13 protein-coding genes are annotated in these 14,355 nt (G+C 64.1%); 11 read left to right on the top strand and 2 right to left on the bottom strand.

The features are described 5' to 3' along the window. Positions 1–11: 11 nt before the first annotated feature. From KRZ98_RS22685 to KRZ98_RS22670, 4 genes are all read left to right on the top strand, one after another. Entirely contained in the window at positions 12–803 is a 792-nt protein-coding gene (locus tag KRZ98_RS22685) for a polyphosphate kinase 2 family protein (protein WP_217675446.1), read from the top strand. A gap of 84 nt (positions 804–887) precedes the next feature. Further along, a complete protein-coding gene (locus KRZ98_RS22680) occupies positions 888–2,201 on the top strand; it encodes a methyl-accepting chemotaxis protein (protein ID WP_217675445.1) in 1,314 nt (437 codons plus the stop codon). Between the two features lie 74 nt (positions 2,202–2,275). Further along, positions 2,276–2,461 (top strand): hypothetical protein, encoded by a 186-nt coding sequence (locus KRZ98_RS22675; RefSeq protein ID WP_006957563.1) that lies wholly within the window; start codon positions 2,276–2,278, stop codon positions 2,459–2,461. Positions 2,462–2,537: 76 nt separating this feature from the next. Continuing rightward, positions 2,538–4,142: a GMC family oxidoreductase gene (locus tag KRZ98_RS22670; RefSeq protein WP_217675444.1), complete on the top strand. Its 1,605-nt coding sequence runs from the start codon at positions 2,538–2,540 to the stop codon at positions 4,140–4,142. A gap of 102 nt (positions 4,143–4,244) precedes the next feature. Here the strand turns inward: KRZ98_RS22670 and greB are convergent, their stop codons facing one another. Continuing rightward, positions 4,245–4,730 carry a transcription elongation factor GreB gene (gene greB / locus KRZ98_RS22665; RefSeq protein WP_217675443.1) on the bottom strand — a complete coding sequence of 162 codons (486 nt, stop codon included), beginning with the start codon at positions 4,728–4,730 and terminating at the stop codon, positions 4,245–4,247. A 130-nt stretch (positions 4,731–4,860) separates the two neighbouring features. Beyond that, entirely contained in the window at positions 4,861–6,948 is a 2,088-nt protein-coding gene (locus KRZ98_RS22660) for a lytic transglycosylase domain-containing protein (protein WP_217675442.1), read from the bottom strand. Positions 6,949–7,047: 99 nt separating this feature from the next. On the opposite strand from KRZ98_RS22660, the gene dapA reads away from it, so the two are divergent. From dapA to KRZ98_RS22625, 7 genes are all read left to right on the top strand, one after another. Further along, on the top strand, positions 7,048–7,926 hold the full coding sequence (gene dapA, locus KRZ98_RS22655; RefSeq protein WP_217675517.1) for a 4-hydroxy-tetrahydrodipicolinate synthase: 879 nt from the start codon (positions 7,048–7,050) through the stop codon (positions 7,924–7,926). Positions 7,927–7,970: 44 nt separating this feature from the next. Next, positions 7,971–8,453 carry an SsrA-binding protein SmpB gene (gene smpB / locus KRZ98_RS22650; RefSeq protein WP_006959198.1) on the top strand — a complete coding sequence of 161 codons (483 nt, stop codon included), beginning with the start codon at positions 7,971–7,973 and terminating at the stop codon, positions 8,451–8,453. Continuing rightward, on the top strand, positions 8,453–9,049 hold the full coding sequence (locus KRZ98_RS22645) for a DUF2062 domain-containing protein (RefSeq protein ID WP_217675441.1): 597 nt from the start codon (positions 8,453–8,455) through the stop codon (positions 9,047–9,049). Before smpB ends, KRZ98_RS22645 begins: the two co-directional genes overlap by 1 nt. A 45-nt stretch (positions 9,050–9,094) precedes the next feature. Beyond that, a complete protein-coding gene (locus KRZ98_RS22640) occupies positions 9,095–11,524 on the top strand; it encodes an ATP-binding protein (RefSeq protein ID WP_217675440.1) in 2,430 nt (809 codons plus the stop codon). 96 nt (positions 11,525–11,620) lie between these two features. Then, a complete protein-coding gene (locus tag KRZ98_RS22635) occupies positions 11,621–11,977 on the top strand; it encodes a response regulator (RefSeq protein ID WP_119745027.1) in 357 nt (118 codons plus the stop codon). A gap of 99 nt (positions 11,978–12,076) precedes the next feature. Beyond that, positions 12,077–13,150 (top strand): recombinase RecA, encoded by a 1,074-nt coding sequence (recA, locus tag KRZ98_RS22630; RefSeq protein WP_217675439.1) that lies wholly within the window; start codon positions 12,077–12,079, stop codon positions 13,148–13,150. A gap of 407 nt (positions 13,151–13,557) precedes the next feature. Beyond that, entirely contained in the window at positions 13,558–14,343 is a 786-nt protein-coding gene (locus KRZ98_RS22625; RefSeq protein WP_217675438.1) for a transglutaminase family protein, read from the top strand. Positions 14,344–14,355: the final 12 nt, after the last annotated feature.

Genomic DNA, 14,355 nt, shown 5'->3' with positions numbered 1-14,355 from the left:
GATTGCTGCCCATGACCATCGACCTTGCGACCCACGAATCCGCGCCGAAATTTGACGGCGATTATGACGCCACTCTGGCCGCGCTCCAACAGCGCCTCGCCAAGATTCAGGTCGCGCATATCCTGCACAAGCGCCGCAGCGTCATCTTGCTGGAGGGCTGGGACGCAGCGGGTAAAGGCGGTATCATCAAGCGTATGTCCGCCGACTGGGATCCGCGCTATTATCAGGTCCATCCCATCGCCGCCCCCAATGAGGTGGAGCGGGACCATCATTTCCTCTGGCGTTTCTGGACGCGCCTTCCCGCCAGCGGCAATATCGCGATCTTCGACCGTAGCTGGTATGGGCGGGTGCTGGTGGAACGGGTCGAGGGCTTTTGCAGCAAGGCTGACTGGAAACGCGGCTATGACGAAATCAATGCGTTTGAAAAGCAGCAGATCGACGCGGGCATGAACATCGTCAAACTGTTCGTCCACATCACCCAGGAAACCCAGGACAAACAACTGGCCGAGCGGCTGGATGTGCCGTGGAAGCGTTGGAAAACCGGCGCCGACGATTATCGCAATCGGGCCAGACGCGCGGACTATCTGGACGCGATGCACGCCATGTTCAAAAAGACCGACACGAAACATGCGCCCTGGCACGTCATCGACAATAATCACCGCAAGGGTGGTCGCATCGCCGCGCTGACCTATGTGGCGGAACAGCTGGAGGCGCTGGTGCCGATGGATTTCCCGGTCGCTGATCCAACGGTTGTGAAACTTGCGAAGCAGGCCTTTGGCTACCAGCCCGGCGAATCCGCATAAAATACAGTGAAAACAGATACTTGTAACAAAAGTGTCATGAAATTCTAACGGCTCGTTTACCATTGGGCGGCTAAGGCTCTGGCCATGTTTCACGCCCCTATATACCCACCTGATGCATCCGGCCTGGCCGAGTTGCCATTGGCGCAGGACAAGCCGGTGATCCGGCTGGGGCGTCCGCTCAGCGAGGCGGTAGATTGTTTCCAGCAGGATTCCGCCTTGCGCCTGCTGCCGGTGCTGGATGCAGGCGACCGGCCGGTCGGTGCGATCTACGAGCGCGACATGCGCCGCATCCTCTTCAATCCCTTCGGCCACGCCTTGCTGCGCAACCCCAGTTTCGGCGGGCGGCTGGATGATCATGTCCGTCCCTGCGCGCATGTGGACCGGTGCGCGAGCGTGGACCGGCTGGTCGACCTCTATGCCGCACAGGGCACCGCGTGCGAGGGGCTGATCGTGACCGATGACGGCCGCTATGCCGGGGTGCTGGACGGCGCCCTGCTGCTGCGATTGACCGCGCAGCGCGACACGCGGGTGGCGCTGGAGCGGTCGGAACGGATCGAACAGATTCGCCGTGAAAGCGCCAGCTTTCAGGGCGATGTCGCCCTGCTGATCGCGGACATGGTGGCGATGGCCGATCAGTTGTCGGCTCTCGCGAGCCAGGCAGCCGAGCGCGCGGCGAGCGATGGCGCGGACAGCACGGCGATGGCGGTGGCTGCGGCGCAGACGGCCGATCGTCTGGCAGGCATCGCGGCGGGCGGGGTCGAACTGGGCCAGATATTCCAGGCGATGGAGAGTGAGGCGCGTGACGCAGGCGCTGCGATGCGCGATGCCGCCGCGCGCAGCCGCGCAGGCATGGCGCAGGGCGAGGCGCTGCGGACCGAGACGGAGAATATCGGCGAGGTCGTCGCCCTGATCGACAGCATTGCGGGGGCAACAGCGATGCTGGCGCTCAACGCCAGTATAGAGGCGGCGCGGGCGGGGGAGGCAGGGCAGGGCTTTGCCGTCGTCGCGCGCGAGGTAAAGTCGCTGGCGCAACAGACGCGCGATGCCGCAGCGGGCATAGCCGGGCGGATCGCGCATGTCCGCGCGACCGTGGCCGATGTGGCGGCGGGGCATATGCATATGGACGCGGCCATGACCCGTGCCGACCGGCTGTCCGCCGCTCTGTTCGACGCGGTTGCCCGGCAGGCCGCCTTCAGCCGCGCCATTGCCGACAGCGTGGCGGAGGCAGGGTCCTCCAGCGACCATATCCGTACCGGGGCGCAGGCGATCAGCGGCAATGCGGATGCGACCGTGCTGGGCGCGCGGGCCATGCAATCGGTCGCGCAAAGGCTGGCCGGGGAGGCGCATCGGCTGGAGGCGCGCGCGGGCGGTTTCATCATGGCGATCCGCGCAACCTGACGATCGGCAGAAATCCCTCTGGCATCGCGCGCAAATGGCGATAGGCTGTGCATTCATAAAAAGGAGAGGAAGCCATGCTCGTCATGTTCGTGGGCACTGACCGCACCGAAACCGCCGTCAACGCGTCGCAAGTCACCTTCGTCTCGTCGGTCAATGACGGCACCCGCATCCGCTTTGGCGAAGGCCGCAGCGTGACCGTGACCGAACCGATCGCCGAAGTGCTGGACAGCCTCAACCGGTCGCTGCGCCCGCACGATTAGGGGGCGACATATCGCCCGCCCGGCTTGCGGCGGGCGACCTTTTCGCGCCATGGTCGCGGGCGGAGAGGGAGAGGCTATGCCGCGCGATTTCGGCGCCTATGACTATATCATACTGGGCGCGGGCAGCGCGGGGTGTGTGCTGGCCAACCGGCTGAGCGCCAACCCGTCAACTCGCGTCCTGCTGCTGGAGGCAGGCGGCAAGGATGACTGGCTATGGATCAGGGTGCCGGTCGGCTATCTCTATTGCATCGGCAATCCGCGCACGGACTGGTGCCTCAAGACGGATGAGGAAGCAGGGCTGGGTGGCCGGTCGATCGGCTATCCGCGTGGCCGGGTGCTGGGCGGCTCCTCCTCGATCAACGGCATGATCTATATGCGGGGTCAGGCGCGCGACTATGATGGCTGGCGGCAGGCGGGCAATATTGGCTGGGGCTGGGACGATGTGCTGCCCTTCTTCAAGCGCGCGCAGGATCATTTTGGTGGGCCAAGCGATGCGCATGGCGCGGGCGGCGAGATACGGGTCGAACGGCAAAGGCTGCGCTGGGACTTGCTGGAGAAGTTTCGCGAAGCTGCGCGGCAATATGGTGTGCCGCACAGCGATGATTTCAACGGCGGCGACAATCTGGGATCGGGCTATTTTGAAGTGACGCAGAAGCGTGGGCGGCGCTGGAGCGCGGCGGACGCCTTCCTGCGCCCGGCGATGAAACGGCCCAATCTGCGCGTCGTCACCGGGGCGAGCATCGACCGCGTGATCATCAAGGATCGGCGTGCGACGGGCGTGCGCTTCCTGCTGGACGGTGAAACGTGCGAAGCGCGGGCCGAGGGCGAAATATTGCTGAGCGCAGGGTCGATCGGATCACCGGCCATCCTCCAGCGGTCGGGCATTGGCGACGGCGGCAAGCTGGCGACGCTGGGCATCGAGCGCGTCCATCACCTGCCCGGCGTGGGCGAGAATTTGCAGGATCACCTCCAGATACGCTGTGCGTGGCAAGTTACCGGCGCGGTGACGCTCAATGCGCGGGCATCATCGTTGCTCGGCAAGGCATGGATGGGGATGGAATATCTCGCCCGCCGATCCGGCCCGATGGCGATGGCACCGAGCCAGTTGGGGCTGTTCGTCAAATCAAGCCCACGCTTTGAAACCGCGAACTTGCAATATCATGTCCAGCCTTTGAGCCTGGCCGCATTCGGTGGCGCGCTCGATCCCTTTCCCGCCTTCACCGCCAGCGTCTGCAATTTAAGGCCGCAAAGCAGGGGGAGCGTGTGGGTGGGGTCAGCAGACCCGATGGCCGCACCCGCGATCCGGCCCAATTATCTCTCGGCAGCCGAGGACCAACAGGTCGCGGTGGAGGCGGTGCGGGTGACGCGCGCCATCGTCGGACAGGCGGCGCTGGCCCCCTACGCCCCGCGCGAATTTCGCCCCGGCCCGGATCGGGAGGATGACGCGGCGATACTGGAAGGCGTCGGCGCAATCGCCAGCAGCATCTTCCATCCCGTCGGCACCGCCGCGATGGGTACGGGATCGCGCGCCGTCGTGGACGCGCAGTTGCGGGTGCATGGCATCGATGGGCTGCGCGCGGTCGATGCGTCGGTGATGCCCACGATCACATCGGGCAACACCAATGCGCCGGTCATGATGATCGCGGAAAAGGCAGCGGCGATGGTGCTGGGGCGGGGCTGATATATCGCCGTCATGCCAGCGAATGCTGGCATCTCTCTTTTCTTTGCGAGTGTTGAGTCAGAAGAAGAGAGATCCCAGCTTTCGCTGGGATGACGGATACTCTCACCCCGGATAGCTTATCCCCATCACTTCATATTCCTTCTCGCCCGACGGCAGCATCACACGGCGCAGGTCGCCCACCGCTGCGCCGCGCAAGGCGCGGGCGATGGGGGAGGACCAGCCGATCCGCCCTGCCTCGATATCGGTTTCGTCATTGCCGACCAGCGTGACGGTGCGATGATTGTCATCCTCGTCGGCGATGGTGACGGTCGCGCCGAAATAGACGCGGCTCTTGTCGCCCTGCTGCCGGGCATCGACGACCTTGGCGTCCTTCATCTTCTTCGACAGGCGCTTCAATTGAAAGTCGATCTCCCGCATCCGCTTGCGGCCATAAAGATAGTCGCCATTTTCCGACCGGTCACCATTGCCCGCCGCCCAACTCACCACCTCGACGATCGCGGGCCGCTCGACACCCAGCAGATGGTCATATTCCGCGCGCAATTTGGCGAAGCCTTCAGGCGAGATATAATTAGGGTAGGGGGTGGTCATCACTCTATCCCATAACCGTTCGGGCGGAGCTTGTCGAAGCCCTCGCCTGAGCGGAGCGAAGGTGCTTCTCCTGCGGCTCAGCAGAACCCTTCGACTTCGCTCAGGGCGAACGGAGGTGAGGATATGCCTCTTACCCCGGCGTCTGTTTCCCCAGATAGCGGCTCAGCACCGCGCTGGTCCCGCGAAATTTCGCGCGTTCCGGGTTCATCGCTTCATAGACGACGGCATTTTCCAGCACCCGCTGCACATAGTTGCGGGTCTCGAAAATCGGGATCTGCTCGATCCAGCGGAGCATGTCGGCACCGGGCAGGCGCGGGTCGCCATTGGCGGCGATCCATTTGTTCACGTTGCCCGGCCCGGCATTATAGGCCGCCACCGCCAGCGGATAGCTGCCGCCATAATAGTCCAGCATCCGTTGAAAATAGCCCGACCCCAGCATGATATTATAGCTGGGATCGTTGAGCGAGGCAGGATTGTAGCCAAGGCCCAGCTTTCCCGCCTGTTCGCGCGCGGTGCCGGGCATCAGTTGCATCAGCCCGCGCGCGCCCGCATGGCTGACGATCTGTTTGTCGAACTGGCTTTCCTGCCGGGCGATGGCGTGGACCATGGTCCAGTTATATTGCGCGGTGGGCGGCACGGGAACGCGCGGGAAGGCGCTGGTGCCATAACCGGTCAGGCCGCTCGACACGGCGCGCCGACCGACCATCACGCTCATGTCGGTGCGGCCGATCCGTTCGGCCAGTTCCGCGGCGAGATAATGGTCGGTGTCGCTGTCGGCATTATTGGCAATCGCGCGGGCGAATTTGCCCTGATCCTCCCAATAGCCCATCTGCCCCAGCGCTTTGACCGCGCGCACGACCGATCGCTGGTCAAAGGCGGCACGTTCGGCGGCGGAGATCGGCACCGGACGCTCGACCGTGGCGGGCGGCGGGATCGCGCGACCCAGCCGTTCGAGCGCCAACTGGCCGTAAAACTGGTCGGGATAGACCCCGGCCTGCGCGAAATAGCTGTTGGCCGTCGCCGCATCGCCCGACTGGAGCGCCGCGCGACCGGCCCAATAATAGCCCTTCGACTTGGTCTGGGGCGATTTGGCCGCATCGGCATAGCGGCGGAACATCGTCACCGCGTCGGTGGGGCGATTGAGATTGTAGAAGGCGGTGGACCCGGCCAGCCAGGCGAGGCTGGTATAATCGTCACGCACGCCGATCGGCTGATCGGACAGGTCGAAGCCTGGCGGCACCGCGTCGTCAATCTTGCTGGCGATGCCATAGGCAAAGCTCCACTGGCTGTCATTGGCGGCCGCGCGCGCCTGCCCCAGCAGCACCTCGTAGAATTTCTCTGCGTTCGCCGGACGGTAGGTCAGCGAACTGCGATTCGCCAGATATTGGCGCGCCGCGACCCAGTTGCCGCTGTCCCGCAACCACAGCGCCTTGTCGGCGACGAAGCCACCATCGCTCGCGCCCACCGCTTCGGCGGCCTGCATCAGCATCGCGGCGTCGGGTGCCTTGCGGCGGAAAGCGATGCGCGCCTGATAGACGGCGCGACGTCCCGGCGACACATAAGCCAGCATCCGCGCTGCCCCCGCCGTGTCATTGCCCCACAGCAGCATGTCGGCGCGCTGGTCATGGTCGGCGGGCGTCAGGCTGGAGCCAAACAGGGACAGCAACCGCGCTTCGTCCGCGACACTGAGCGATCCGCCGATCCACGCCTTGCGCGCGGCGATCCGCGCCTCGTCCATCCGGCCCATCTGCACCAACGCCGTGGCGTTGCGAGCATGGCCGGTCGCGGTGCGCGGCGGGAAGCGGGCGAAGAAGGCGGTCACCTGCCGCGGATCATAGCTGTCCGGATTGATCCCGGTTTCCGCCAGCCGCCGCATCCGGTCTTCGCCCGGCCAGCCGGGATTGGCGGTGATGAAATTGGCATAGGTGGAAAAGCCGAGGCCATCGCTCTGCTGGAGCGCGCGCCACTGGCTGATCGTCGCGCCGATCGCCGAATCGCTGGCCATGCCGACGCGACTGGCGACCTGATCCCACTGGCCCGACGGCGCGGCTTGCCCCGGCAGCGGCTGGACCACCGCGCCGGGCGGGTAGGCGGGCGCGGCTGCTGGCACCGGTCCTTCGGTCTGGGCGCTCGCGCCAGCGGTAAACAGCAAAAGGGCAATAAGAGGCATACGGATCCAATAACTTTCGACAATGCGGGGCGTCGCCATGCTGGACATTATCGCAAATGCATCCTTATCAGCGCCTGAATGACGCGCTATAGCGCGCCGCTTGACCGATCATGCCCCGGCCGGCCGGAGAATTGAAGGAGTTTAATGATGTTTTCCGGCTCGATTCCGGCTCTGGTGACCCCGTTTCGCGACGGATCGGTGGATGAGGCGGCGTTTCGCGCGCTGGTCGACTGGCAAATTGCCGAAGGATCGAGCGCGCTCGTCCCCTGCGGCACCACCGGCGAAAGCGCGACCATGACGGTCGAGGAGCATAATCGCGTCATCGCCATCTGCGTCGATCAGGCCGCCGGGCGCGTGCCGGTGATCGCGGGCTGCGGCTCCAACGACACGCGAATCGCGCTCGAACATATGTATGCGGCGCAAGGGGCGGGGGCGGACGCCGCGCTGGTGGTTGCGCCTTATTATAACAAGCCCAATCAGGACGGCGTCTATCAGCATTTCGCCTACCTCGCCGAACGCTGCTCCCTGCCCATCGTGCTGTATAATGTCCCCAGCCGCACCATCACCGACATTGGCGTGCCGGTGATCCACCGCCTGTCCGAAGAATATCAGACCATCGTCGGGATCAAGGACGCCACCGGGAATCTGGGGCGCGTTACCGCACAGCGTCTCGCCTGCCGCCCGGATTTCTGCCAGCTGTCGGGGAATGACGAAACCGCGCTGGGATTCAACGCCATGGGCGGCAAGGGGTGCATCTCCGTCACCGCCAATGTCGCGCCGCGTCTGGTCGCCGATTTTCAGGCGGCCTGCGCGCGCCACGATTGGGATGGTGCCTTGGCGTTGCAGGATCGTCTCTATCCCTTGCATGATGCCCTGTTCAGCGATTCTTCACCCGGCCCGGTTAAATATGCGCTCACGCGCGTGCGGCCCGACATGCCCGGCGACGTCCGCCTGCCGATCACCTGGCCGTCGGAATCCAGCCGGGCCGCGGTCGATCGCGCGCTGGAAATTGCGGGCCTCGTTTAACGGTCCGCCGTTCCTATATTGTGAAGTGAGTTAATTCAGGAACCATGGCCCGCCCCCGTCCCGTTACCTTCGACAAGAAAAAGATCGTCGCCGAAAACAGGCGCGCGCGCTTTGACTATTTTATCGAAGATGTGTTCGAGGCAGGCATCGCCCTGCAGGGGACGGAGGTGAAGGCGCTGCGCGGCGGCGAAGGCTCCATCGCGGAAAGCTATGCCGAGGTGAAGGGCAATCAGGTGTTTCTGGTGAACAGCAACATCCCCGAATATAGCCATGGCAACCGCGAAAATCACGAACCCAAACGCCCCCGCAAGCTGTTGCTGCATGAGCGCGAGATCCACAAGATGCACAGCGCCGTGTCGCGCCAAGGCATGACGCTGGTGCCGCTCATGGTCTATTTCAACAGCCAGGGCCGCGCCAAGATCGAGCTGGCGCTGGCCAAGGGCAAGCAGAATCACGACAAGCGCGAGACGATCAAGGATCGCGACTGGAAGCGCGACCAGCAGCGTATCATGCGGGACAAGGGCTGATGGACAACCGCCTCAGCCGCTGGTGGCACGCCAATGCGCCGACGCGCGAAAGCCTGGAGCATAACCGCTTCCTCGCCCCCGTCGCCCACCGCGTGCTGGAGCCGTCGCTGTGGCGTTTCACCCGTCGCTCCGTGCCGCGCGGCGTGGCGCTGGGGCTGCTGGTCGGCATCTTCCTGCTGATCCCCGGCATCCAGATTGCGGGAGCCGCGCTGCTGGCGCTGCCGTTCCGCGCCAATATCCCGGTCGCGGCTGCCATGACCTTCCTGTCCAACCCGGCCACCACCCCGCTGATCCTGTGGCTGTCGGTCTATATCGGCAATTGGATGCTGGGCCGCAGCGCTGACGCATCGGGCTTCATGACTTTGGTCGATCATCATGCAACGATCGGCCAATGGACCGCCTGGCTGGTGTCCGAAGCGGCGCCCGCCATGCTGCTTGGCCTCTCCATTATCTCTGTCGGGGCGGCGATCATCGGCTATGTCATCGCCGACTGGTTCTGGCGTCACCGCATGGGCCGCAAATGGCAGGCGCGCAAATTGAGGATTGGCAAGGTCCATGAAAGCAGCGCATTGGAGAAAGCCGCTTCTGTCCTTTAAGGCAGGGGAGGTCTATTCAGTGTCGATGCAGGGGAAGGGCCGTCCATGGCCGCGCGGATAAACAGCAATGGGGATGCGTGGCTGACCCAGTCGCGATCGGGGCTGGTCCTGCCGCTCCTGCTGCTGGCGGCGGCTCTGTCGGCCGGGCTGGTTTTTTATGCGGCTGGCAACGGGTTGCTCGCTGGCGGATTTGCCGCGACCATATTGACCATCGCGGCACTCATGGCCTGGTATCGCCACCTCTATCCGCCGCAACTCTCTGACAAGGAAGCGATTCCCGACTGGACCGTCGCCCGCGCCGCCGCCGACGCCTCCAGCATGGCGATCGCGGTGACCGATCGCGCCGGGCGTCTGGTCTGCGCCAGCGACCTGTTTGGCGAATGGTTCCCCGGCTATCCCACCCCGCCCGGCATCACTGGAGATGCAGCGCTCACCGAAAGCCTCTCCGTCGCCGCCCGCGCCGCCTGGCGCGATGGCGAGGCGAAGGTGGGGGGGCTCGTGCAGGGCGCGCTCCGGCTGGACGTCGAAGTGGTGCGTACCGGCCGGGCGGAGGATTATCTGCTCTGGCGCTTCACCCCGGTGCGCCAGCCCAGCGCGCTCGACGACGTCAATCGCTTCCTGACTGGCGAAGCGGGCCGCCAGATGGGCGAGGCGGGCGTGATGGCGGTGATGATCGGCGGCGAGGGCCGAATCCGTGCCGCCAATGGCGCCTTCCTGCTGCGCGCAGCCGGGCGGATCGACGCCAATATCACTGGCCGGGATTTCGCCAGCCATATGCGGGTGGATGACAAGGGACGGCTGTTCCTGGCGCGCGAGGAGCAGGGCGGCCTGCCGCTACGCCTGTTGCAGGTGCCGTTGAAGCGCGCCAGCCAGGGCAATGGCGTGTCGGCGCAGGCCAGCGCGCAGGACGGCCCGATGCTGCTGCTGCTGATCGATGAACCGGCTGGCGGCGGCGGTACGTCGGCGCTCTCCTATATCGAAACGCTGCTCTCGCTGCTGCCCTTTGGCCTCGCGATGGCAGACCGCGACGGGCGGGTATTGTTCGTCAACAATGCCTTTGCGCGGGTGGCGGGCCTGAAACCGGGCGACAAGCCCAGCTATCCCGGCGATCTCGTCGTGCGGGAGGATCAGGCGGCGGTGGCCGACGCGGTGCGGCGCTTTGCCGTCGGGCCGCAAATGTCGGGCGACATTGCGGTCAGGATGCGCGACCAGCCCGACGAGCCGATCGCGCTCAGCCTGGCGGGTGTACGCGGTCTTGGCGAGGCGGCGGTGCTGCTCTCCCTCAAGGATAATAGCGAGGAATCCAAGCTCAAGCGGCAGGTCGCGCAGGCGACCAAGATGCAGGCGATCGGCCAGCTGGCGGGCGGCGTCGCGCATGACTTCAACAATATCCTGACCGCGATCATCGGCCATTGCGACCTGATGCTGATGCGCCATACCCCCGGCGACAGCGATTATGACGACATCCAGCAGATCAAGTCGAACAGCAATCGCGCCGCAGGGCTGACCCGCCAATTGCTCGCCTTCTCGCGCCAGCAGACATTGCGGCCGCAAATCCTCCAACTGCCCGACATCGTCGCGGACGTCTCCAACCTCCTGAAGCGCCTGCTCGGCGAAAATGTGAAGCTGGACGTCAGCCATGGCCGCAATCTGGGCGCGGTGCGCGCGGACCCCGGCCAGCTGGAGCAGGTGATCGTCAATCTGGCGGTCAATGCCCGCGACGCCATGCCCGAAGGCGGCACGCTCAATATCCAGACCTATGGCGTCCCCGCGATCAAGGTGCGCGAGATGCGCCAGCAGATATTGCCGGTGGGCGATTATACCGCGCTGCGCGTGTCCGACACCGGGCTTGGCATCCCGCCCGACATATTGGCCAAGATTTTCGAGCCTTTCTTCACCACCAAGGAACTGGGCAAGGGGACGGGCCTTGGCCTCTCCACCGTCTATGGCATCGTCAAGCAATCGGGCGGCTACATCTTTGCCGAATCCGAAACGGGACGCGGCGCAAGCTTCGTCATCTACCTGCCGGTCTATGCCGGGTCCGATGCGAAGGATGTCGCCCCGGTCAAGCCGCCGGTCAAGCGCAGCGAGACATGGGGCACCGGCACGGTCCTGCTGGTGGAGGATGAGGATATGGTCCGCGCCGTCGCCGAACGCGCGCTGGTGCGGCAGGGCTATACCGTGCTGACCGCCAGCGACGGCGAACAGGGGCTGGAGGTGCTGGCCGGGAACGTCGCGATCGACCTGCTGATCTCTGACGTTGTGATGCCCAATATGGACGGTCCCGCCATGGTGGCGCAGGCGCGCCGTGCTTTCCCCGATCTGCCGGTCCTGTTCATGTCCGGCTATGCCGAGGAGCAGTTGCGCAAGTCGATAGACATCGCCAACGTCGCCTTCCTGCCCAAGCCCTTCTCGGTCAACCAGCTGGCCGAAGCGGCGCGTGACGCGATGGCGATGCGGCCAGTGGCGGAATGACCCCCAAATAACTTGCGCTCGATCAAGGTGATTATCCTGTCTATTCCCGTAACGATGGGTTAGCGCAAAGGCGTATCAACAGGGGATTGCGAAGGCATGTCGGCGGCTAAGAGCATTTTGATCGTCGAAGATGAAGCGATGATCGGCATGATGCTGGAGGATTATCTCGACGCGCTGGGTTACCGCTTGCACGCGGTTGCTGCCTCGGTCGACGAAGCCTGCGCCCATGCGCGCGAAGGCGGCTTTGACGCGGCCCTGCTCGACTGCAATTTGCAGGGGGAGAAAAGCTGGCCCGTCGCGGACATATTGGTGCAGAAGGGTGTGCCTTTCGTCTTTGCGACCGGCGGCATGGCGGACGATCTGCCGTCCCATCATGCTGATCGGCCGACGCTGGCCAAGCCCTTCACCATCGGCGCGGTCGAGCGCGCGTTGGGAAAAATATTGGGCGAATAGGAAATTTCCGTTCCCCCCTTGTTCTACTAGAACAAACAGGATACATCATCGCCAGGCGTCGAGAGAATCGGCGCAGTCCGCTTGACAGGGAATAGGCCGATGTCCGCTATGCTCACACTCATCGATTCCAAGAAGAACGGGACTATGGACAGACAAAAAGCATTGGACGCCGCGCTCGCCCAGATCGACCGGGCATTTGGCAAAGGCTCTGCGATGAAGCTGGGCAGCCGGGAGAAGCTGGAGATTGAAGCTATCTCCAGCGGATCGCTGGGCCTCGACATTGCGCTGGGCATTGGCGGCCTGCCCAAGGGGCGGATCATCGAGATTTACGGCCCGGAAAGCTCCGGCAAGACGACGCTGGCGCTCCACGTCATCGCCGAAGCGCAAAAGGGTGGCGGCACCGCGGCCTTCGTGGACGCTGAACATGCGCTCGATCCGGGCTATGCCAAGAAATTAGGCGTCGACATTGACGAACTGATCGTGTCGCAACCCGACACGGGCGAACAGGCGCTGGAAATCGTCGATACGCTGGTGCGGTCGAACGCGATCGACGTGCTGGTGGTCGATTCGGTCGCTGCGCTGGTGCCGCGCGCGGAAATTGAGGGCGAGATGGGCGACAGCCATGTCGGCCTGCAGGCGCGCCTCATGAGCCAGGCGCTGCGCAAGCTGACCGGCTCGATTTCGCGCTCCAAATGCATGGTGATCTTCATCAACCAGGTGCGCATGAAGATTGGCGTGATGTACGGTAACCCTGAAACCACGACCGGCGGCAATGCGCTCAAATTCTACGCCTCGGTCCGCCTCGACATCCGCCGTACCGGCCAGATCAAGGATCGCGAGGATATCGTCGGCAACGCGACCCGCGTGAAGGTGGTCAAGAACAAGGTCGCGCCGCCGTTCAAGCAGGTCGAATTCGACATCATGTATGGCGAGGGGATTTCCAAGATCGGCGAAATTCTCGATCTTGGCGTCAAGGCCGGGATCGTCGAGAAATCGGGTGCCTGGTTCTCCTACGACTCGGTCCGCATCGGTCAGGGTCGCGAAAACGCCAAGACATTTTTGAAAGCGCATCCTGACATGGCGGACCGTCTGGAAAAGGCGATCCGAGGCAAGACCGAAGAGGTTGCCGAAGCGCTGATGGCCGGACCCGAAGCGGAGGATGATGACGAATAAGCGCGGATGGCGCTCCGGCCGGATCAGCCGGAACAGCCTCTGACGCGGCTCGTCCGCCTCTCGCTTCACGCACTGAAAAGGCCCGCCGCGTAACCCTTGCGCAGCGGGCCTTTTACCGTCCCGGTCCTGCGACGCAGACTTTCCGATAAGATCGGACCAGCGCACGAAAATGTCCGATTTACCGGGAAATATGCGAAGTTAAGTGTGATTATCTCAGCTCGATCCGTTCGTTTCGAGCGAAGTCGAGAAACGTCCCGCACCGGTTTCTCGACTTCGCTCGAAACGAACGGAGGGCGGGTTGAAACTATTGGCGGCTTGCGCTCTGCCTGCGGCATCGCAATGCTCTGCGACTTAATCCCCATTCGCGCGTTACCGCGTCTCCTTCCCCAATCTGAAAGGCTCCCCTGATGCGCGTCGCGATCGAGGCGATACTGGATTATGACTTCGCCGAACCGACCGATGTGCTGCTGGCGGTGGAGGCCGCAGCGCTGCCCGATCAGCATATCGTCAGCCAGTCGCATATCATCAACAATGCCGGGCCACTGACCAACAAGGTCGGCGGCAGTGGCGTCGGGCGGCGCACCTGGACCCGCACCGGCACTGGCCGGATGCTCAGCACCTACCGCGCCACGGTGGATGTCGACCGGCCCATGGTCGATCTCGCCAACCTCAACAAAAGCCCGCTGCCCAGCCTGCCGGAAGAGGTGCTGCCCTTCATCTGGCCCAGCCGCTATTGCGAGGCCGACCGCTTCGTCAGCTTCGTCTGCGGTCATTTCCCTGATCTGGAGGGCGGCGCACTGGTCTCGGCGCTGCGCGACTGGGTTCACGACAACCTCATCTATGTGCCGGGCAGCTCGGACGGCGCGACCACTGCCGCCGACACCTTCGTCGCGCAGCAGGGCGTCTGTCGCGACTATGCCCATCTCACCGCCGCACTGATCCGTTCGCGCGACATCCCCGCCCGTCTGGTGTCGGTCTATGCCCTTGGCCTCGACCCGCCAGACTTTCACGCGGTCGTCGAAGTGTGGCTCGACGGGGCTTGGCATATCGTCGATTCGACTGGCCTCGCCCCGGTCGAAACCATGGTCCGCATCGCCGTAGGCCGCGACGCCACCGACATCGCCTTCATGACCGCCTTCGGCAACGCCATGATGAACGCCCAGTCGATCTTGGTGTCCCGCGTGGACGAATAGAAAAGTTTGAGG

It is taken from the genome of Sphingobium sp. AS12 (genome assembly GCF_019097845.1).
Lineage (GTDB): Bacteria > Pseudomonadota > Alphaproteobacteria > Sphingomonadales > Sphingomonadaceae > Sphingobium.
Note: the sequence above shows the minus strand (reverse complement) of the source record. Positions and strands in the feature narration are given on the sequence as shown.

Coding starts and splice junctions, on each gene's coding strand:
- KRZ98_RS22640 (WP_217675440.1), top strand. CDS start 9,095: ATGGCCGCGCGGATAAACAGCAATGGGGATGCGTGGCTGACCCAGTCG.
- KRZ98_RS22660 (WP_217675442.1), bottom strand. CDS start 6,948: ATGTCCAGCATGGCGACGCCCCGCATTGTCGAAAGTTATTGGATCCGT.
- KRZ98_RS22680 (WP_217675445.1), top strand. CDS start 888: ATGTTTCACGCCCCTATATACCCACCTGATGCATCCGGCCTGGCCGAG.
- dapA (WP_217675517.1), top strand. CDS start 7,048: ATGTTTTCCGGCTCGATTCCGGCTCTGGTGACCCCGTTTCGCGACGGA.
- KRZ98_RS22675 (WP_006957563.1), top strand. CDS start 2,276: ATGCTCGTCATGTTCGTGGGCACTGACCGCACCGAAACCGCCGTCAAC.
- KRZ98_RS22670 (WP_217675444.1), top strand. CDS start 2,538: ATGCCGCGCGATTTCGGCGCCTATGACTATATCATACTGGGCGCGGGC.
- KRZ98_RS22635 (WP_119745027.1), top strand. CDS start 11,621: ATGTCGGCGGCTAAGAGCATTTTGATCGTCGAAGATGAAGCGATGATC.
- smpB (WP_006959198.1), top strand. CDS start 7,971: ATGGCCCGCCCCCGTCCCGTTACCTTCGACAAGAAAAAGATCGTCGCC.
- KRZ98_RS22685 (WP_217675446.1), top strand. CDS start 12: ATGACCATCGACCTTGCGACCCACGAATCCGCGCCGAAATTTGACGGC.
- greB (WP_217675443.1), bottom strand. CDS start 4,730: ATGACCACCCCCTACCCTAATTATATCTCGCCTGAAGGCTTCGCCAAA.
- KRZ98_RS22645 (WP_217675441.1), top strand. CDS start 8,453: ATGGACAACCGCCTCAGCCGCTGGTGGCACGCCAATGCGCCGACGCGC.
- KRZ98_RS22625 (WP_217675438.1), top strand. CDS start 13,558: ATGCGCGTCGCGATCGAGGCGATACTGGATTATGACTTCGCCGAACCG.
- recA (WP_217675439.1), top strand. CDS start 12,077: ATGTCCGCTATGCTCACACTCATCGATTCCAAGAAGAACGGGACTATG.